Here is a 20,611-nt window from a genome sequence, read left to right on the forward strand (position 1 = left end):
ATGGAACCGTTGAAGATCGTAGCGGCGCTGGCGCTCTCCCTGGTGATGGCCGCGCCGCCGTTCGCCGCGGCCGCCGCACCGCCTGCGCCGGCCACCCCGGGCACGGTCGACGACGTGGTGTCCACGGTCGAGACATCCACCGAACTCGCTGCCAGCCAGTCGCTGGCACGGCGCCTGCAGCGCATCGATGGACTGGAAGGCGTGACCGTCACCGTCCGCGACGGCGTGGCCCGGCTCGAGGGCCAGGTCATCGACGTCGAGGACCGCGTGCTGGCCGCACAGATCGCCAGCCAGCAGCCCGGTGTCGAGGCCGTCGAGAACCAGGTCGAACTGAGTACACGGCTTTCGGACCGCTTCGATGCCGCGGTGCGCCAGGTGACGGGCAAGCTGGTGCGCCTGCTCGCGGCAACGCCACTGCTGGCGGTCGCCCTGGCCATCGTCGGCCTGGCCTGGTGGGTGGGCCGCTGGCTCGGTCGGCGTGCACGGGTGAACCGGCTCGGCGAGGACAACCCCTACCTGGACGGACTGGTGCGACGGCTGGTGCAGTGGATCGTGCTGCTCATCGGCGTACTGATCGCGCTCGACCTGCTGGGCGCGACCGCACTGGTCGGTGCCGTGCTGGGCTCGGCCGGCGTACTCGGGCTGGTGCTGGGCTTCGCGTTCAAGGACATCGCCGAGAACTACGTCGCCGGCGTGCTGCTGAGCCTGCGCCGGCCGTTCGCGCCGGGCGAGCACCTGCGGATCGAAGGCTTCGAGGGCAAGGTGGCGGCGCTGACCTCGCGCGCGACCATCATGGTCACCATGGAGGGCAACCACCTCAGCCTGCCCAATGCGCTGGTGTTCAAGTCGGTGGTGCTCAACTTCACCCGCAACCCGAACCGCCGCTTCGATTTCGTGATCCCGATCGACACCGGCGAGTCGGTTGGCGACGCGGGCGAGCTCGGGCTGGCGCGCGTCGCCGCCGTTCCGGGCGTGCTGGCGGACCCCGGGCCTTCGTGGCAGGTCCGCGGATACGAGGGTGTCGGCATCGACCTTCAGTTCTTCGGCTGGGTCGACCAGCGCAGCACCGACCTGGGCCGCGCGCGCAGCGAGGCGATTCGCCAGGTCAAGTCGGCACTGGCCGAAGCGGGCATCGAAGGGCCGCGCTCGGTCCAGTTCGTCCACCAGTTGCCGGACACCGGCACCGCACCGCGCGTGCCCTCCTCCGTCGAGAACGACCCGGCCGACTGCGACACTTCGGTCAACCGGGACATCGACGCCCAGCTTGCCGCCGAGCAGCGGGCGCTGTCCGGCGATAACCTCATCTGAAACCCCTCCGCGGAACCCTGGAATGAGCCCTGCGACCGACCGCCGCATCCCCCGCGCGCCTTTGCCCTGCAGCCGCCGTCCAGCGGTGGCGATCCTTGCAGCCGCATTGGCGCTCGCCGTACCGCTGGCCGCCGCGCAGGACGGCACCACCGCGTTGCCCACGGCCGAAGCCTGCAGCCGGATGGAGATCGATGTCGAACGTCTGGCCTGCTACGACGCCGTCCACCGGCGGGCCAGCGACAGCCCGGCGACCGCCGATGCGGCGGCGATCCGCGCCAAGGAGACCAAGGCGACGATCGCCAAGTACGAGCGCCTGGAATCGGACGCCTTCCCCGAGCCCGACGACGAGCGGCGCGTCCCAAGCGACCTCTACAGCGCCGAGCCGGTGCTCGCTTCGCTCGAGGCGCGCATCGCCAACGCCGGCAAGGGCAGCCTGCTGGACAGCCGCTGGGAACTGGCGCACGACTCCAAGCTGGGCATCTTCAACTTCCGCGCCTACAAGCCGGTGTACCTGCTTCCGGCGGTGTGGACGGACAACCCGAACGAACTGCCCACCAGTTCGACCCCGGACGCACCGCCGGTCTCCCAGTCGCTCAAGGACACCGAGGCGAAGTTCCAGCTGAGCTTCAAGACCAAGGCGGTAGAGAACCTGTTCGGCGACAACGGCGACATCTGGATGGGCTACACCCAGAGTTCGCGGTGGCAGGTCTACAACGGCGGCGACGCGTCGCGGCCCTTCCGCGAGTCCAACTACGAGCCCGAGGTGCTGCTGGTGTTCCGCACCGGCTACAGCATCGCCGGCTGGCGCGGGCGGATGGCCGCGATCGGCATCAACCACCAGTCCAACGGCCGGGCCGACCCGCTGTCGCGCAGCTGGAACCGGGTGATGGTCAACATCGGGCTGGACCGCGACGACTGGGCGCTGACGCTGCGCCCGTGGTGGCGTTTGTCGGACAGTGACGAGGACGAGAACCCGGGCATCGAGAACTACATCGGCCGCGGCGACGCCACCCTCGTCCACGTGCGTAACGGCCACGAGTTCGCACTGACCGCACGCCACTCGTTGCGCGGCGGGGACGACTCGCGCGGCGCGGTGCAGTTCGACTGGGGCTTCCCGCTGACACGCACCCTACGCGGCCACGTGCAGGTGTTCGACGGCTACGGAGAGAGCCTGATCGACTACGACCACCGTGCCACGCACATCGGGCTGGGCGTGTCGCTGCTGGAGTGGTTCTGACGCGGCAGGCGTCTCAATAGGTGTGACGTCGCTGCGCTAGGCTGCAGCCGTCTACCCGAAGGAGGAACCACGCCATGCAGGCACGACGCATCCTATCGCTCGACGGCGGCGGCATCCGCGGGCTGGTCAGCTGCATCTGGCTGGGCGGGGTCGAGGACGTGCTGGCCCAGGCCGGCAAGCCCGGGCTGCTGAAGAACTTCGACCTCGTCTCCGGCAGCTCGACCGGCGCGATCATCGCCTGCGGGCTCGGCGTGGGCCTTTCGCCCGACGCCATGGGCGAGCTCTACAAGGCGCGCCGCCACGAAATCTTCCCCGGCATGACCGGCCGGCTCTGGTCGCGCGCGACCCGGCTGTTTACCGCCGGCCCGTCGGCACCCCGGTACGACGGCAAGGGCCTGGAAAAGGTGCTGCGCGAGGTCTTCGGCAACACCACCTTCGGCCAGCTGCCGGTGCCCACCGTCATCACCGCCTACGACACGCTGGCGCGCAAGCCGGTGGTTTTCAAGAGCTTCCATCCCGAGCACCGTGACCTGCCCGTGTGGGAGATCTGCCGCGCCTCAACCGCGGCGCCGACCTACTTCCCGGCGCACGGCATGACCATCGGGGGCCGCGCGTCGTCACTGATCGACGGCGGCATCGTCGCCAACAACCCGACCGCCTGCGCGATCGCCGAGGCGCTGCGGCACGACCGCCAGATCAGCCACTGCGGCAACCTCGTGGTGCTGTCGATCGGTACCGGCGAGCGCAACCGCCCGATCCCGCTGCAGTCCGCGCGCGAATGGGGCGCGCTGGAGTGGGCGGTGCCGATCATTGACGTGCTGTTCGACGGCAACGCCGACTCGGTTGATTACATCGCCCGGCAACTCGTGGGAGACGCCTACTGCCGGATGCAGGCCGAGCTGCTGGTCGGCCTGGACGACCTCGACGACACCAGCGCCACCAACATCGCCGCCCTGGAGACGCTGGCAACCGGCTACCTGGAGCAGGAGGCCACGCGCGGGAAGCTCAATGCGCTGGTGGCGCGGCTGTAGGAACTCTCGCAGGAGCGACGCGCGACCCGCCAAACTCCGGGGCGATGTACAGATCGCGACTTACATCGCTCCTACCGCGGAGTGACGGGGTTGCTCCTCAGGCCACGACCACCGGGATCTTTCCGATCCGGGCCTGCCACTCGCGCGGGCCGCTTTCATGCACCGATGCACCGGTGCTGTCGACCGCGACCGTCACCGGCATGTCCTGCACGGTGAACTCGTAGATCGCCTCCATGCCGAGGTCCTCGAACGCCACCACGCGCGCGGCCTTGATCGCCTTCGACACCAGGTACGCCGCGCCGCCGACCGCCATCAGGTAGGCCGACTGGTGCTCGCGGATCGCCTCGCGCGCGACCGGGCCGCGCTCGGCCTTGCCGACCATGCCCAGCAGGCCAGTCTGCGCCAGCACCTGGCCGGTGAACTTGTCCATGCGCGTCGCCGTGGTCGGGCCGGCCGGGCCGACGACCTCGTCACGGACCGGGTCGACCGGGCCAACGTAATAGATGAAGCGCCCGCGCAGGTCGACCGGCAGTGGCTCCCCCGCGTCCAGCATCCCGACGATGCGCTTGTGCGCGGCGTCGCGACCGGTCAGCAGCTTGCCGTTGAGCAGCAGTACCTCGCCCGGCTTCCAGCTGGCAACGTCCTCGCGGGTCACCGCGTCCAGGTCCACCCGGCGCGCGTTCTGCGGGCTGTAGGTCAGCTCGGGCCAGTCCGCCAGCGAGGGCGGATCCAGCATCACCGGGCCACTGCCGTCGAGGGTGAAGTGCGCATGGCGCGTCGCCGCGCAGTTGGGGATGAGTGCCACCGGCAGGTTGGCCGCGTGGGTCGGGTAGTCCTTGACCTTGATGTCGAGCACCGTGGTCAGGCCGCCCAGGCCCTGCGCACCGATGCCGAGCGCATTGACCTTGTCGTACAGCTCCAGCCGCAGCTCCTCGGCGCGGTTGGACGGCCCCCGCGCCTGCAGCTCGGTGATGTCGATCGGCTCCATCAGCGATTCCTTCGCCAGCAGCATCGCCTTCTCGGCGGTGCCGCCGATGCCGATGCCGAGCATGCCCGGCGGGCACCAGCCGGCGCCCATGGTCGGCACGGTCTTGAGCACCCAGTCGACGATCGAGTCGGACGGGTTGAGCATCGCGAACTTCGACTTGGCCTCCGAGCCGCCGCCCTTGGCCGCCACGATCACGTCAACCGTGTTGCCCGGCACCACCTTGACGTTGACCACGCCCGGCGTGTTGTCCTTCGTGTTGACGCGCTTGCCGGCCGGGTCGGCCAGGACCGACGCGCGCAGCTTGTTGTCGGGATGCGCGTAGGCGCGGCGCACACCCTCGTGGACCATGTCCTCAACGCTCATGGTCGCGTCGTCCCAGCGCACGTCCATGCCGATCTCGAGGAACACGGTGACGATACCGGTGTCCTGGCAGATCGGCCGGTGCCCTTCGGCGCACATCCTGGAGTTGATCAGGATCTGCGCGATCGCGTCCTTCGCCGCCGGCGACTCCTCGCGCTCGTAAGCGGCGGCAAGGCTCTTGATGTAGTCCACCGGGTGGTAGTAGCTGATGTACTGCAACGCATCGGCCACCGACTGGATCAGGTCGGCCTGGCGGATCGAGACCGGCTGGCGGGTGGACGGGAACGCGGCGGGACGGGCGGAAAGGTTCACGGCGGGCACTGGATGGCGGAAAACCCGCCCATTCTACCGGCGCCCCCCGGTCCGGGCATTGGAAGCCGTCAGGCGCCGGAGGCCATCCGCTGGCAGCTGCCCGCGCAGCGGCGGCACATGTCTGCGCAGCGCTGCATCTCCGGGTCGTCGCCCATCGCCGCGCAGGATTCGGCGCACTGGCGGCAGATCTCGGCGCAGGCGCCGCAGGTAGCGGTGTGGGCGGATACCCCGCGCAGCATCGCATCGGCGCTGGTGGCACAGATGTCGGCGCACACGCCCATCAGGCCGATGTGTTGTGGCTCCGCATGGCGACCGCCCTTGCCAAGGCAGTAGTTGATGGTTTCCAGGCAGATCGCATGGCAGCGGGTGCAGTTGTCGATGCACTCGTTCATCGCCGGGTCGTGGTGTTCTGCCGTGTGGTGGGTCATGGCTCGGTTCTCCTGCAATGTGTGGCAGGCGGGCAGCGGCGCGCCTGCAACGCCGGGCGCGGTCAATGCCGCGCGCTTTCGTGTCCGGAGGTCGCCTGCTTGTGGCGCTCGACCTCCGACGCCGCGTCGCCCGCGCGGGCACCGACGATCATTTCGGTCAGCCACTTCACGAGCACGGCGTTGTAGTCGCTCTGGAAACTTTTCTCGGTCAGCGCGTGGTCGGCGCCGGTCAGCCTGCGTGCGGTCAGCGAACGGGGTTGCTGGAAGGCCGCGACGAAATTCTCGATGACCTGGTGCGGGATGACCTCGTCGTTGCCGGCCTCCACCACCAGCACGTCGCCGCGGAACCCGGCCGCAGCCGCCAGCGCCCGGTTGTCGCGCCAGTGGATGCGGCTGCGACGGTAGGCGTCCAGGTCGTTCTGCTCGTGCAATTTGCGCTTGGGCAGCTCCCAGCCCTCATCGGGGTACAACGCCGGGGACCGCAGCGCCAGCCAGCGCACGTCGCGGTGGGTCGTCAGGATCGACGCGAGGTAACCGCCGTAGCTGATGCCGACCACCGCGATCGCGCCCGGGTCCACGTTGGGTTCGGCCGCCAGCCAGTCGTAGGCCGCGCACAGGTCGGCCAGGTTCTCTTCGCGGTTGACCGTCTCCCATTGGCCTGCATTGCGCTCGTGGCCACGCAGGTCGAAGGTGAGGCACACCGCACCAAGGCCGGCAACCTCGCGCGCACGGCTGAGGTCGTGCTCCTGCTTGCCACCCCAGCCGTGAACGAACAGCACGCCCGGGAACTGCGTGGTGGGCGACAGCACGGTGCCCTCCAGCTTTTGGCGCGCGACCGGAATATCGACGGTGTCCAGGCGGATGCTCATGCGGCGCGGCGCTCCGTGACCAGGCTGTACTTGCAGAGCATGTCGGCCTGCCCGTCATCACCGCGGTAATGCACGGTGGCACCCGTCGGCGGCGGCTGGTCGCCGTAACGCTCGCAGCAGTGGACGCGCACCCGGTGCAACGCCGGATCACGGTTGAATGCATCCAACGCGGCGATCTCGGCCGGACTGGCGCCGCCAATGCGCCACGACTGCTCGAGCACCCCGCACTGGTCCCCACCAGTGCGGTCAGTGCCGGAGGCGACGTCGTAGTTCCGCCGCGAGGCGAAGAAGCCCGGATAGGCGCGGCTCACGGCGGCGTCGTAGCGCATCGCGTACTCGACCGCGAGCCGCTGGGCGGCTGTCAGGTCGAGCCGGAGCAGTGCATCGAAGCCACCCCGTACCACGTCCAGGTCGGAACCGCCGTACACCTCGTTGCCACGGTGGTCGACCGTGGTCTGCTGGGTGCCGTGGTAGGCGATCTGCCAATCGCCGACGGTGACGCAGCCGATGCTGTAGGTCACTGGCGCGTCGAGGTTCAACTCAACCACGACGCCATGGCGGTGCACATCTCCCGGGTCCAGGGCGGCGATCGCGGCGTCCAACTCCGCAGTGTCAGCCGCGGTGCTCTGCCCGCTACCACCAATCCCGTTTGCCAGCTTCAACCGCACCGGGCCGCGGCCCAGTAGCCGCCGGCCGGCCTCGCGCACGTCGGCCGGCGTGAATGCAGAGAAGCCAGGCAACACCGCATCACCCATGTGTTGCCACAGGGCGTGCGACCAGCCCTCCGGCACGCGTGCGTCAGGGCCGATGGCGGGATGGCTGATCGTCTTGGTCGTAAGAAACGGGTGCGGCACGACGCCACCGAACAGGTCGTGCTCGCCGTGGATACCCAGCGCTTCGGCCTCGGCAGCGCACAGGGTGTCGGCCGGAATGAAATAGCAAGGTCCCCCGGGCAACGGAGCGGTCGGGCCGTACTCGCCACGAAACTCGTGGCCCAGCAGTGCGGCCAGCCGTTGGGCAAGATCATGCCGGGTCGATGCCGTGTGGTCGCGCGCGCCGGCGCGACCCGCCGCGGGCAACAGGTAGACCGCGGTCTTTGCGCTCATCACCGAGCTCATAAGGAAACGCCCCGGCAACCAGCCGGGGCGTATTGCTCCTGGGAGAAGAACATCGGGTTACTGCTGGTTGCGGTCCTGGCCCGGGCTCTGCTTGCCCTGCTGCTGGCCCTGCTGACCCTGCTGGTTGCCACCCTGGGCCTGGTTGGTGGTGCGCTGGCCCTGGTTCTGGCCCTGCGCCTGCTGGCCCTGCGCCTGCTGGCCCTGGTTCTGGCCCTGGGTGCGATTCTGGTTCTGGCTCTGGTTGTCCTGGTTCTGACGGTCTTTCACGGTGTATCTCCTTTGGGGGGAGGGAGTTGCCGGCACGCCGGCGGGGTTGCAGGGCCAGATAAGCATCGGTGCGGTTACGCACTGGTGAGCTACACGACAGGAAATCATTGGCGTTCATGCGTTCATCAAGTTGACTGGGCAGAATCGATCCATGCCGTCTTCACCCGCTTCCACGCATTCCCCCACCGGACCGCAGGCAAAGCCGAGCCTGCGCGACCGCTTCAACGCGCTGCGCAACCTGCCGCCGTTCCTGCGCCAGATCTGGGCCACCAGCCCTGCCCTCACCATCGCCACGCTCGGGCTGCGGGTGGTGCGCGCGTTCCTGCCGATCGCCACGCTCTACATCGGCAAGCTGATCATCGACGAGGCGGTGCGGCTGGTCGGCGTCGGGGTCGATTTCGACACGCTGGAGGCGGCATGGCGCGCGGGCGTGCTCGACACCTTGCTGTGGCTGCTGGCGCTGGAGTTCGCCCTGGCGATCGTGTCGGACCTGCTGGGCCGGCTGGTGAGCTACGGCGACTCGCTGCTGTCGGAGCTGTTCACCAACGCGACCAGCATCCGGCTGATGCAGCATGCGGCGACGCTCGACCTTGAGGACTTCGAGGACCCCGACCTGCAGGACAAGCTGGACCGCGCTCGCCGGCAGACGATGGGCCGGATGAACCTGATGAGCCAGCTGTTCGGCCAGGTGCAGGATGCGATCACGGTGGTCAGCTTCGCGATCGGCCTGCTGGTCTACGCGCCCTGGCTGATCCTGCTGTTGGCGATCGCGCTGATCCCGGCCTTTGTCGGCGAGTCGCACTTCAACGCGCTGGGATATTCGCTCAACTTCGCCTGGACACCCGAACGGCGCCAGCTGGAGTACGTGCGGCAGATGGGCGCCAGCGTCGAGACGGCCAAGGAGGTGAAGATCTTCAACCTCCACAAGTACCTGATCGAACGCTACCGGGTACTGGCCGACGGGTTCTTCCGCGCCAACCGTGCGCTGGCGCGGCGACGCGCGTTCTGGGGCACGCTGCTGGCGGCGCTCGGCACGCTGGGCTACTACATCGCGTACGCGTACATCGCCTGGCGCACGGTCAGCGGCGACTTCACGATCGGTGACCTGACCTTCCTGGCGTCGAGCTTCCGGCGCCTGCGCCAGTTACTGGAAGGACTGCTGGTCGGGTTCTCGCAGGTCGCCGGGCAGGCGCTCTACCTGGAGGACCTGTTCTCGTTCTTCGAGATCGAACCGGAGATCGTCTCCCCCGCGGACGCGCTGCCCGTACCAAAGCCGATCCGCCAGGGCTTCGTGTTCGAGAACGTCGGCTTCCGCTATCCCGACGCCGAGAAGTGGGCATTGCGCGGACTCGACTTCGAGCTGCGCGCGGGCGAGGTGCTGGCGCTCGTGGGCGAGAACGGCGCCGGCAAGACCACGCTGGTCAAGCTGCTGGCCCGCCTCTACGACCCTGACGAGGGCCGCATCCTGCTGGATGGCCGGGACCTGCGCGACTACGACCTCGACGACCTGCGCGCCAACATCGGCGTGATTTTCCAGGACTTCGTGCGCTACCACCTGACCGCCGGCGAGAACATCGGCGTCGGCCAGATCGATGCCATGGACAACGAGGTGCGCATCCGCGAGGCCGCACGCCGGGCCATGGCGGACGGCGTGATCGAAAGCCTGCCGATGGGTTATGACCAGCTGATCGGCCGCCGCTTCAAGACCGGCGTGGACCTGTCGGGCGGCCAGTGGCAGAAGATCGCGATCGCCCGCGCGTACATGCGCGACGCCCAGGTGATGATCCTTGATGAGCCGACCGCGGCCCTGGATGCGCGCAGCGAGTTCGAGGTGTTCCAGCGCTTCAAGGAGCTCTCCGACCAGCGCACCGCGGTGCTCATCAGCCACCGGTTCAGCAGCGTACGGATGGCCGACCGAATCCTGGTGCTGGCGGACGGCCGCCTGGAGGCCAGCGGCACCCACGCCGAGCTGATGGCCGCCGGCGGGCGCTATGCCGAGTTGTTCGAGCTGCAGGCGGCCGGGTACCGCTGAGCCTGCGGCCGTGGTGCGGCCGGCAAACGCATCATTGCCGCCGCGCTAACGATGCCGGGTCTAGCGTTGGAACTCCCCGTCAGCGGAGTTCCCCCCGATGAACCGAGGCAACCCGAGCGGCCCGCGCCGCGACCAGGATTTCGACCCGCGCCAGCGGCAATACCGCGACATGCCATCGGCGACCAACCGCCGCTGGGGTGCGCCGTCGGGCCAGAACGACTCGTTCGGTTACGAAGGCCAGGGCGGTTGGGGCGACTTCACCCACCAGTTCCCCAACGCCGACTTCAACCAGGGCGGCTACGGCGAGGACCAGGGCCGGCACGCGCAGAGCGGGCACGGACGCGGCGGGTCGGAGTATGCCAACACCAGCCGGCATTCGCGTGGCGTGAGCCACAGCGGGCGAGGCCCGCGCAACTACACCCGCCCCGACGCGAGCATCGTCGACGAGCTGATCGACCGCATGACGGAGCATGAGGCCCTGGATGCGACCGAGATCCTGCTGATCGTGGAGGATGGCGTGGTGACACTGACCGGCGAGGTGCCGGAGCGCCGCATGAAGCACCTGGCCGAGGACATCGCCGACGAGGTGCGCGGTGTGCGCGAGATCGAGAACCGCATCCGGGTCGACAACGGTTCGTCGTCGTTCGGGCCGCCCGGAGAAGGCGTGCGCAGCGGCCAGAACCAGGTCGGCAGCGCGTTTTCGAGTTCCGGCCGGATCAGTGATCCGTTGTCGGACGATGCGGTTCGGGTTGGGCGCGCGGGCACCGAATCGGAAGCGCCCGAACGACACGTCGCCAACACGCAGGCGGGTGACAAGGCGCGGAAGAAGTAGGTCCTGCCCTCAGCGCAGCAACAGCACCGGGATCTGGCAGTTGCGCAACATCTCGGTGGTGGTGCTGCCGACGATCAGGCGCCGGATGCGCGAGTGGCCGTAGGCCCCCATCACCAGCAGGTCCACGGCCTCGTCGCGCACGTAGGCGGCGATGGCGTCCTCGGGTTCGCCCGCGATCGCGCGGGCGGTCACGTCGAAACCGGCATCGGCCAATGTCCCGCGGGCCCAGTCCAGCCCGGCCGCGCTGGCGCCGGGGTCGCCCTTCCCCACCGTCACCACATGGACCTGCAGTCCACGAAACAGCGGGCTGGCAGTCACCATCTCAACGGCCTTGCGCGTGGTGGCGCTGCCGTCGAAGGCGATCAGCGCGCGCTTGATCGGCCGGAACTCGCGCGAAGCGACCAGCAGCGGCCGGTGCACCGAGCGAACGATGCGCTCCACCTCGCTGCCCAGGTGGCCACGGGCAAAGTCGGCATGCTCGCCGCGCTTTCCGACCACGAACAGGCGCACGTCGTTTTCCAACTCCAGCAGGGTGTCGGACACCCCGCCGTGTCGCATCCGGACCACGGCATCGGCGCCGGCGCTGGCGGCGAACTGCTGGGCCTGCTGCAACAGCAGGCGGCCACGCTCCCGTGACAACTTCGAACGCTCCTCGTCGAGCGCGCTGAGCTGCAACAACAGGGTCTCCTGCTCGCCCAGCGCCAGGTTGCCGCTGAGATCGACGGGTGCGGTCTGCTCCGTCGGGTCGATGACGTGGACAATCTCAAGCGGCGCGCCCAGCCGCGTCGCGGCCCAGGCAGCGTGTCGACAAATGCTCTCGGTGTAGGCGGAAGCGTCGATCGCCGCCAGAACGCGGCCGCCGGCGTGGATGTGCGGGGAACTGCCGGGAACTGCGCTCATCACGGACTCCTCAGTGGTTGCCGGCATCGCCCATGAGGCGTTCGGCACCGGGCTTGTCGTGCACGCCCAGTCGGCTGACCAGCGTCGCGCTGGCCTCGTTGAGACCAACGATCTCCACCTGCGCGCCTTCGCGGCGGAACTTCATGACCACCTTGTCGAGCGCACCTACCGCAGTCAAATCCCAGAAGTGCGCGCCGCTGACGTCGATCAAAACACGATCGACGGCTTCCCTGAAGTCGAAGCGGTTGATGAAATCCTGGCCGGAGGCGAAGAACACCTGCCCCGTCACGGTGTAGTGGCGTGCCCGTCCCGCGTCGGCCGACACCGAAGCGACATGCAGCACCTGCCCCACCTTGCGCGCGAAAAACAGCGCCGACAGCAGCACCCCGGTCAGCACGCCCTTGGCGAGGTCATGCGTCAGTACCGTCACCACGACGGTGCCAATCATCACGATGCTGGACGTGGGCGGGTGCTTGCGCAGGTCGCGGATGGACGACCAGCTGAAGGTGCCGATCGAGACCATGATCATCACCGCCACCAGCGCCGCCATCGGGATGCGCGCCACCCACGGCCCGGCAAACACCACCAGCACCAGCAGGAACACGCCGGCCACCAGCGTCGAGAGCCGGCCGCGCCCGCCGGACTTCACGTTGATCACCGACTGGCCGATCATCGCGCAGCCGGCCATGCCACCCAGCAGCCCCGACGCGATGTTGGCAATGCCCTGCCCCCGCGCTTCGCGGTTCTTGTCGCTGGGGGTGTCGGTCAGGTCGTCGACGATCTGCGCGGTCAGCATCGACTCCAGCAAGCCCACCACCGCCAGCGTGCCGGATACCGGCAGCACGATCAGCAGGGTTTCCAGCGTTAGCGGCACCTGGGGCAGCAGGAACATCGGCAGCGCGTCGGGCAGCTCGCCCATGTCGCCAACCGTCGGCACGCGGATGCCGGCGGTGAGCGCCAGCACGGTCAGCACCACGATCGCGACCAGCGGCGACGGCACCGCGCGGGTGATGCGCGGGAACAGGTAGATGATCGCCAGCCCGCCGGCCACCATGGGGTACACCATCCACGGCACGCCGATCAGCTGCGGAAGCTGCGCCATGAAGATCAGGATCGCCAGCGCGTTGACGAAGCCGGTGATCACCGAGCGCGATACGAACCGCATCAGTGCCGGAAGCTTCAGCAGGCCCGCAATGATCTGCAGCACTCCGGTGAAAAGTGTGGCCACCAGCAGGTACTGCAGGCCGTAGTCGGCGACCAGGTCGACCATGACCAGCGCCATCGCCCCCGTCGCCGCGGAAATCATCGCCGGCCGGCCGCCGGTGAAGGCGATGACGACCGCGATGCAGAACGAGGCGTACAGGCCGACCTTCGGGTCCACCCCGGCAATGATGGAGAACGCGATGGCCTCCGGTATCAGCGCCAGGGCCACCACCAGGCCTGACAGCACGTCGCCGCGTACGTTGCCGAGCCAGTCCTGGCGCAGCTGGGGAAGATCGATCAAAGAGCACTCCTGCGTCCGGACGGTGGACGGCATAGGGCGGGCGCGACGGCGGCGCGGGGGGCGCAATTGAAGCGTCGCACGTGCGCGGGCCGCGTCTGCTCGCCGGGTTCGGCTACCGGACGCGCGTGCCAAGCCCTTGTAGGAGCGGCGTGAGCCGCGATCTGAAATCGACCCGCCCGCGCTACAGCCGATCGCGGCTCACGCCGCTCCTACAGGGGGAGGCGCAACGCCGCTCAGAACAACGACGCCTGCGGGGGCTCCGGCGCCGAGTAATCCAGTTCGCCATCAACGATGCGAGCGGCCGAGGTGTACGGGTGCGGCTCGCTCCGGCCGGGTGCGGTGAGGTGCATCACCTGCCAGCCGTCGNAGTTCGCCATCAACGATGCGAGCGGCCGAGGTGTACGGGTGCGGCTCGCTCCGGCCGGGTGCGGTGAGGTGCATCACCTGCCAGCCGTCGGCCTTGAACCGGTCGGCGATCAACCCGCGGTGGCACTGCCACCACAAGGCTTCGGCGCACATGATCGCCACCCGCTCGCGTGCGACCAGTTCCGCCAGTCGGCCGCAGGCGGCCTGCCACGGCGGGGTTTCCATGTAGTCGGCATAGCCGCGGAAACTCGCGTTGCGCCATGCGGTATTGCGGGTGTCGGGGTCGGCCTTGCGCCGCCCGCCCAGGTCGGGCATTGGCAGGTAGCGGAAACCGGCTTCCGGCAGTGTCCGCGCCATCGTCTCGCCGGAGAACTGCGGGTTGCGGCGGGAACCGGCGAAACGGCGCACGTCGACCAGCACCTGGATGCCCGCGTCGGACAGCATCGCCGTGAACACCGTCCACTCCCGGGTGGAGTGGCCGATCGTCCACAGCGTGCCAGTGCCGGCGGCGACATCGTCCATGGGCGGCATCGTGCCGCTGCAGACGTGAAGTGCACGCCGAAGCACTGCGGTGAAGTGGCGTTGACGCGCGGCGGGCTAGGCTCCGTGGGCCCCCGTGGAGACTGAAATGAGCCGACCCGTCAACGATGGAAACGCCCGCCACGCCGCCCCCGGGCCCGCCCCCGGGACCGCCGCCGGCACCGGTGCGGACGATGCCCGCGACACGCAGGGATTGCAGGACGGACCGCAGGCCCGGGAAGCGGGCGAGTACGTGCCGGAGGGCGGGCTCGCGCGGACGGCCAAGATCCTGCGGTTCCTGCTCAAGTACCGGAACGCGGGCGTTTTCAGCGGGCTGGACCTCGACGCGGCCACGGCCGAGCACGGCATCCCGCCCCAGACGGAAGGGCGCCCCGAGCAGTTTGTCAGCGACCTGGAGGCGCTTGGCCCCACGTTCGTCAAGATCGGCCAAGCGTTGTCGACGCGGCCCGACATGGTGCCGCCCGAGTACCTGGCAGCCCTCGAGCGGATGCAGGACGACGTCGCGCCCGTGGAGTTCCCGGTCATCCGCCAGGCGGTCGAGGACGCACTCGGTGTGCGACTGAACAAGGCCTACGCAACCTTCGACGAGACCCCGTTGGGCTGCGCCTCGCTGGCACAGGTGCATCGGGCGACCCTGCGGGACGGCCGCGAGGTCGCGGTGAAGGTGCAACGGCCGCATGCGGTCGAACAGATCCGCGCCGACCTCGACGCGCTGGCGTCGATCGCCGACCGGGTCGACCACTCCACCCGCCTCGGCCGCCGCATGCGCTTCGGCGACTGGGTCCACGAGTTCCGCAAGACCCTGCTGGCCGAACTCGATTACCGCACCGAGGCGGAAAACCTGGACCGCTTCGCCCGCCATTTCGAACCCTACCCCGAGCTGACGGTCCCGGCGCCGGTGTGGGACCTGACCCGGACCCGCTTGCTGACCATGGACCTGGTCACCGGCACCAAGGTCACCGACATCAGTGGCATGCGCCGCGCCGAGGAACCGCTGGAGAACCTGGCCGAGGCACTGATGCGCGGCTACCTGGACCAGACGTTCGTGTACGGCGAGATCCACGCCGACCCGCATCCGGGCAACCTCCTGGTCACGCCCGACGGCCGCTTGGCGATCTTCGACCTGGGGATGGTGGCGCACGTGCCGCCGCGCCAGCGCGACCACCTGCTCAAGCTGCTGTTCGCCGCGGTCGACGGGCGCGGTGAGGAGGTCGCCGGCGAGGCCATCTCGATGGGCACCCGGCTGGAGGACTTCGACGAAGAGCGCTACATGCGCGAGATCGGCCAGCTGGTCTCGCGTTACGCCGCGCACCAGTCCGGCGGCGGCGCGGCGCAGATGCATACGCTGTCGGAGGGGCGGCTGGTGCTGGACCTCACCCGCATCGCCACCGCCTGCGGCCTGCGCACGCCGCCCGAACTCAGCCTGCTGGGCAAGACGCTGCTGAGCCTTGAGTCGGTCTGCCACGCGCTGGACCCCGAGATGGACGTCAAGCGCATCGTCGAGGACCACCTGGACCATGTCATGCGCGAGCGGCTGCGCAAGTCGCTTTCGCCGGCCAACCTCGCCGGGGAGATGATCGAACTGCACGGACTGCTGCGCGACGCGCCGCGAAAGTTGTCCGACGTGCTCTCCCTGCTCGCCGACAACCGCATGCAGGTGCGCATCAGCGGATTCGAGGACTCGCAGATCCTGGAGGCGTTGCAGAAGATCGCCAACCGGGTCGCGGCCGGCGTCGTGACTGCAGCGCTCATCCTTGCCTCGGCGTTGATGATGAAGGTTGACGCCGGGCCACAGCTGTTCGGCTATCCGGCGATCGCGCTCGTGCTGTTCCTGATCGGCGCCGCACTGGGCATCACGATCGTGTTCAGCGCGCTTTTCAGCGACCGGCGCGCGAAACCCCACGAGGAGCGCGCGCCGCGCTGACCGACCATGCATCGGACCCCGACCTCCCGCCGCTGGCCCGCTGCCATCCGCAATCAGCTGGAACACTGGGTGATCGACGCCGATGACCACCTGGACGTCGCGTGGCGCCGGCTCGATGCCCGGCTGGGACGCGGCCAACCCCGCCACCTCGCCGCCTACCGCGGCTACGCCGACGAACGCGGCGCCGAGCTGTTCGGCCGCGTACTCGCCGAGAAGCCGCTGGGCGGACCGGAGGACGACGACACCTGGTGGGACAACCTGCTCAACACCTACCGCCGTTTCGAGAGCGACGAGGTCCCGGGTGTGGGCCTGCGGGCGCACTTCCGCGGCGCATCGGTGGATGCGGTCAGCGACCACGAGGGCTACTACACCGCGGCGCTCCCACTCGAGCCCTCCTCCGGCGCGGCCCCCGCCACCGACGCGCTTTGGGAGAACGCGACGATAACCCTCGCCGACGGCACCCTGGCCACCGCACAGCCGGTAATGCAGGTCCGTGCCGACGCCGGCTTCGGGATCATCTCCGACATCGACGACACCGTGCTGCAGAGCTCCATCACCGACTGGAAGACCGCGGCGCAACTGACGTTCCTGCACAACGCCCGCACCCGCAAACCGCTGGAAGGCGTAGCGCAGCTGTACCAGGCCCTGCAGGAAGGCGCCGACCGCAGCGGCCGGCACCCGGTGTTCTACGTGTCGTCCTCGCCGTGGAACCTGTACGACCTGCTCGAGGACTTCATGGACCTCAACGCGATCCCGTGCGGGCCGATCTTCCTGCGTGACCTGGGCACCGACACCGGCAAGTTCATCAAGACCGAAGGCCACGGCCACAAGCTCGAGCGCGCCCGCACCCTGATCCAGCGCTTCCCGACCCTGCGCTGGGTGCTACTGGGCGACTCCGGCCAGGCCGACGCCGAGCTGTACGCAGAAGCCGCGCGCGAGTTCGGCGACCGCATCGCGGCCATCTACATCCGCGATGTCGACCCGGGCGCCGAGTCCCCGCTCGACCTAAAGGTGGACAGCTTCATCGAGAAGGTCGCCGGTACTTCCGTACCGATGCTGCGCAGTCGCGACAGCCTGGCCATTGCCGACCATGCAGCCGGGCTCGGCCTGATCGACCGCGCGCGCATCCCCGCGATCACCGCCGAGGTGCAGCGTGACCGCGCCCGACCGACCCCGGGCGAGGCGGCGACGGACGAGGCGGCGACGCAGGTCAAGGAGCAGGTGGAAGCCTCGGTCGACGCAGCGACGGGTGCCGGCAAGCCCGGCGGGTGACGCTCGGCTAAAATGGCGGGCTCCCACGCCTTGCCCCTCCCAGAATGTCCTCTGCCTTCGGCACCGAAACCGTGCTCGACGTCCGTCACTGGACGGACGACTACTTCAGCTTCACCACCACCCGCGACGACGGCTTCCGGTTCGACAACGGCCAGTTCGTCATGATCGGGCTGCCGGTGGAGCAGGCCGATGGAAGCACGCGCCCGCTCTTGCGCGCGTACTCCATCGCCAGCGCCAACTGGGAGGAGCAGCTGGAGTTCTTCAGCATCAAGGTGCCCGATGGCCCGCTCACCTCCCGCCTGCAGCACATCAAGCCGGGCGACCCGGTACTGGTCGGCCGCAAGCCCACCGGCACCCTGCTGATCCACGACCTCCACCCGGGCCGCAATCTGTACCTGCTGGGCACGGGCACCGGCTTCGCGCCGTGGCTGTCGGTCATCAAGGACCCGGAAACCTACGAGCGCTTCGAGCGGGTCATCCTGTGCCACGGCGTGCGCCACGCGCAGGACCTGGCCTATCGCGACTACATCGAGAACGAGCTGCCGCGGCACGAGTTCCTCGGCGAGATGGTGTCGCGCCAGCTGCTGTACTTCCCGGCGGTGACGCGCGAGCCGTTCGAGTACCGCGGGCACGACCAGCGCGGGCGCATGACCGACATGATGGCGACCGGCGCGATGACGAAGCACCTCGGCATCGAGCCGCTGGACCCGGAGCACGACCGCGCGATGGTCTGCGGCAGCCCGCAGATGCTGGCCGACTTCCGCGCGCTGCTCGATGGGCGCGGTTTTGTCGCCGCCCCGCGGATCGGCGTGCCCGGGCAGTACGTGTTCGAGCGCGCGTTCGTCGAGAAGTAAACCGCCCAGGCGCCCGCGGGCGGACGGCCCCGGCGGCCGCGATGTCCAGGCGTCACCCGACGGACAGGGACGCATGGCCCGGTCCGGGTACCGGAGCCTCGAAAGTGGCGCTGTCAACGGGTTCCCCCTCCCGGTCGGCGACGCCACAATCGCCTCTTTCCCGACGGCCCCCGCGGCCGCGTCGACAGGCACTCCCGAAATGAATGAATCCTCCCCGTCACAGCCCCGGACGGCCGCCGCCACGTTGGCGAACCAGATCGCCCGCACCATCGCCGACGAGATCGGCGCCAGGCCTGAACAGGCCCGCTCGGCCATCGCGCTGCTGGACGAGGGCGCGACGGTGCCGTTCATCGCCCGCTACCGCAAGGAAGTCACCGGCGGCCTCGACGACACCCAGTTGCGCGACCTGGAGTCCCGCCTGACCTACCTGCGCGAGCTGGAAGACCGCCGCGCCGCGGTGCTGGCCAGCATCGAGGAACAGGGCAAGCTGACCGACGCCCTGCGCGCGGACGTCGAGGCGGCCGACACCAAATCGCGGCTCGAGGATCTCTACCTGCCCTACAAGACCAAGCGCCGCACCAAGGCGCAGATCGCGCGCGAGGCGGGGCTGGAGCCACTCGCCGACGGCCTGCTGGCCGACCCGACGCTGGCCCCCGAGTCGTTCGCTGCCGGCTTCGTCGACGCCGACAAGGGGTTTGCAGACGCCAAGGCCGCACTCGACGGCGCCCGCGCGATCCTCATGGAGCGTTGGGGCGAGGACGCCGCGCTGGTGGGCGGGCTGCGCGAGTGGTTGCACGAGGTCGGCCGGATCCGCGCGCGGGTCGCCGAAGGCAAGGAGAACGAAGGCGCCAAGTACCGCGATTACTTCGACCATGCCGAGCCGCTGGCGAAGATCCCGTCGCATCGCCTGCTCGCCCTGTTCCGCGCCCGCCGCGAGGAGATCCTGTTCCTCGACCTGGAGCCCGGTGCCGACGCCGAGGCTGGCCACCTGCAGGCGACCGGCCGCGTCGCCCACCATGCGGGGATCCGCGATGCGGGCCGGCCGGCCGACAAATGGCTGATGGACGCCTGCCGGCTGGCGTGGAAAGCCAAGCTGCACCTGCACCTGATGCTCGACCTGTTCGGACAGGCCCGGGAAAAGGCCGAGGCCGAGGCGATCGCGGTGTTCGGCGACAACCTCAAGGACCTGCTACTGGCCGCACCGGCCGGTCCGCGTGCGGTACTCGGGCTGGACCCGGGCCTGCGCACCGGCGTCAAGGTCGCCGTGGTGGACCGCACCGGCAAGCTGGTCGCGACCGATACCATCTACCCGCACCAGCCGCGCAACCAGTGGGATGCCTCGCTGCAGACGCTGCACGCGCTGTGCCGGAAGCACGAGGTCGAGCTGATCGCCATCGGCAACGGCACCGCCAGCCGCGAGACCGACAAGCTCGCCGGCGACCTGATCAAGCTCGCGCCGGCGCTGAAACTGCAGAAGATCGTCGTGAGTGAGGCCGGTGCATCGGTCTATTCGGCGTCCGAGTTCGCGGCCAAGGAGTTCCCGGGCCTGGACGTGTCGCTGCGCGGCGCGGTGTCGATCGCCCGTCGCCTGCAGGACCCGCTGGCCGAACTGGTCAAGATCGAGCCCAAGGCGATCGGCGTCGGCCAGTACCAGCACGACGTCGACGGCTACCGGCTTGCGCGCGCGCTCGACGCGCGGGTGGAGGACTGCGTCAACGCGGTCGGCGTGCACGTCAACACGGCGTCGGCCGCCCTGCTCTCGCGGGTGTCGGGGCTCTCGGCGACGGTGGCCGAAAACATCGTGGTCTACCGCGACGCCAACGGTGCATTCAAGAGCCGCAAGGAGCTGCTGAAGGTGCCGCGCCTGGGCGACAAGACGTTCGAGCAGTGCGCCGGCTTCTTGCGCATCGCCGACGGCGACCAGCCGCTGGACGCCTCGTCGGTGCATCCGGAGGCCTACCCGGTGGTCGAGCGCATCGTGCGCGACTGCGGCCGCGAGGTGAAGCAGCTGATCGGCGATGCCGGCTTCCTGCGCGGCATCCGGCCCGAGCAGTACACCGACGAGCGCTTTGGCGTGCCGACCATCCGCGACATCCTGAAGGAGCTTGAGAAGCCCGGCCGCGACCCGCGTCCGGAGTTCAAGGCCGCGCGCTTCGCCGACGGTGTCGAGGAGATCAAGGACCTCCAGGTCGGGATGATCCTGGAAGGCGTGGTCAGCAACGTCGCCGCGTTCGGGGCGTTCATCGACATCGGCGTGCACCAGGACGGCCTGGTCCACATCTCGGCGCTGGCCGACCGCTACGTCAAGGACCCGCGCGATGTGGTCAAGGCCGGTGACGTGGTCAAGGTGAAAGTGCTCGAGGTGGACATCCCGCGCAAGCGGATCGCCCTGACCTGCCGGCTGGACGACAGCGCACCCGCGCCGCGCGGCGACCGGGCGGACCGCGGAGCCCCGCCGCCACGCGGCTC

17 protein-coding genes are annotated in these 20,611 nt (G+C 69.1%); 9 read left to right on the forward strand and 8 right to left on the reverse strand.

Annotated elements, in window-relative coordinates:
* The 3 genes from ACKVMH_RS05860 (at position 1) to ACKVMH_RS05870 (ending at position 3,576) form a co-directional block, all read left to right on the forward strand.
* On the forward strand, positions 1-1,308 hold the full coding sequence (locus ACKVMH_RS05860) for a mechanosensitive ion channel domain-containing protein (RefSeq protein ID WP_412699598.1): 1,308 nt from the start codon (positions 1-3) through the stop codon (positions 1,306-1,308).
* 22 nt (positions 1,309-1,330) lie between these two features.
* Positions 1,331-2,545: a phospholipase A gene (locus ACKVMH_RS05865; RefSeq protein WP_412699599.1), complete on the forward strand. Its 1,215-nt coding sequence runs from the start codon at positions 1,331-1,333 to the stop codon at positions 2,543-2,545.
* Between the two features lie 74 nt (positions 2,546-2,619).
* Complete coding sequence (locus ACKVMH_RS05870) at positions 2,620-3,576, forward strand: patatin-like phospholipase family protein (protein ID WP_412699600.1); 957 nt, start codon at positions 2,620-2,622, stop codon at positions 3,574-3,576.
* A gap of 97 nt (positions 3,577-3,673) precedes the next feature.
* On the opposite strand, the gene ACKVMH_RS05875 is transcribed toward ACKVMH_RS05870, so the two are convergent.
* From ACKVMH_RS05875 to ACKVMH_RS05895, 5 genes are all read right to left on the reverse strand, one after another.
* The gene (locus ACKVMH_RS05875; protein ID WP_215220170.1) at positions 3,674-5,236 is read right to left on the reverse strand and encodes a fumarate hydratase; all 1,563 of its coding nucleotides are present in this window, start codon (positions 5,234-5,236) and stop codon (positions 3,674-3,676) included.
* Between the two features lie 68 nt (positions 5,237-5,304).
* On the reverse strand, positions 5,305-5,664 hold the full coding sequence (locus tag ACKVMH_RS05880) for a four-helix bundle copper-binding protein (protein WP_412699601.1): 360 nt from the start codon (positions 5,662-5,664) through the stop codon (positions 5,305-5,307).
* A 62-nt stretch (positions 5,665-5,726) separates the two neighbouring features.
* Entirely contained in the window at positions 5,727-6,533 is an 807-nt protein-coding gene (locus ACKVMH_RS05885) for an alpha/beta hydrolase family protein (RefSeq protein ID WP_412699602.1), read from the reverse strand.
* Positions 6,530-7,639, reverse strand: coding sequence for a DUF3182 family protein (locus ACKVMH_RS05890; protein ID WP_412699603.1), 1,110 nt, complete (start codon positions 7,637-7,639; stop codon positions 6,530-6,532). Before ACKVMH_RS05890 ends, ACKVMH_RS05885 begins: the two co-directional genes overlap by 4 nt.
* A 69-nt stretch (positions 7,640-7,708) precedes the next feature.
* On the reverse strand, positions 7,709-7,918 hold the full coding sequence (locus ACKVMH_RS05895; protein WP_412699604.1) for a hypothetical protein: 210 nt from the start codon (positions 7,916-7,918) through the stop codon (positions 7,709-7,711).
* Positions 7,919-8,069: 151 nt separating this feature from the next.
* On the opposite strand from ACKVMH_RS05895, the gene ACKVMH_RS05900 reads away from it, so the two are divergent.
* Entirely contained in the window at positions 8,070-9,950 is a 1,881-nt protein-coding gene (locus ACKVMH_RS05900; protein ID WP_215220166.1) for an ABC transporter ATP-binding protein, read from the forward strand.
* Between the two features lie 97 nt (positions 9,951-10,047).
* Positions 10,048-10,782, forward strand: coding sequence for a BON domain-containing protein (locus ACKVMH_RS05905; RefSeq protein WP_412699605.1), 735 nt, complete (start codon positions 10,048-10,050; stop codon positions 10,780-10,782).
* Positions 10,783-10,791: 9 nt separating this feature from the next.
* Here the strand turns inward: ACKVMH_RS05905 and ACKVMH_RS05910 are convergent, their stop codons facing one another.
* From ACKVMH_RS05910 to ACKVMH_RS05920, 3 genes are all read right to left on the reverse strand, one after another.
* Complete coding sequence (locus ACKVMH_RS05910; RefSeq protein WP_412699606.1) at positions 10,792-11,682, reverse strand: universal stress protein; 891 nt, start codon at positions 11,680-11,682, stop codon at positions 10,792-10,794.
* A 10-nt stretch (positions 11,683-11,692) separates the two neighbouring features.
* Positions 11,693-13,186 (reverse strand): SulP family inorganic anion transporter, encoded by a 1,494-nt coding sequence (locus ACKVMH_RS05915; RefSeq protein WP_459167101.1) that lies wholly within the window; start codon positions 13,184-13,186, stop codon positions 11,693-11,695.
* Between the two features lie 285 nt (positions 13,187-13,471).
* The gene (locus ACKVMH_RS05920; protein WP_412699607.1) at positions 13,472-14,083 is read right to left on the reverse strand and encodes a DUF488 domain-containing protein; all 612 of its coding nucleotides are present in this window, start codon (positions 14,081-14,083) and stop codon (positions 13,472-13,474) included.
* Between the two features lie 97 nt (positions 14,084-14,180).
* Between ACKVMH_RS05920 and ACKVMH_RS05925 the strand changes: the two genes are divergently transcribed.
* From ACKVMH_RS05925 to ACKVMH_RS05940, 4 genes are all read left to right on the forward strand, one after another.
* Entirely contained in the window at positions 14,181-16,016 is a 1,836-nt protein-coding gene (locus tag ACKVMH_RS05925) for an ABC1 kinase family protein (protein ID WP_412699608.1), read from the forward strand.
* 69 nt (positions 16,017-16,085) lie between these two features.
* Positions 16,086-17,288, forward strand: a complete 1,203-nt coding sequence (locus ACKVMH_RS05930) for an App1 family protein (protein WP_412699609.1) — start codon at positions 16,086-16,088, stop codon at positions 17,286-17,288.
* Positions 17,289-17,332: 44 nt separating this feature from the next.
* The gene (locus tag ACKVMH_RS05935) at positions 17,333-18,142 is read left to right on the forward strand and encodes a ferredoxin--NADP reductase (protein WP_412699610.1); all 810 of its coding nucleotides are present in this window, start codon (positions 17,333-17,335) and stop codon (positions 18,140-18,142) included.
* 199 nt (positions 18,143-18,341) lie between these two features.
* A partial coding sequence (locus ACKVMH_RS05940; protein ID WP_412699611.1) for a Tex family protein occupies positions 18,342-20,611 on the forward strand: 2,270 nt, incomplete at its 3' end.

It is taken from the genome of Lysobacter zhanggongensis (genome assembly GCF_046638635.1).
Taxonomy (GTDB): Bacteria; Pseudomonadota; Gammaproteobacteria; order Xanthomonadales; family Xanthomonadaceae; genus Novilysobacter; species Novilysobacter luteus.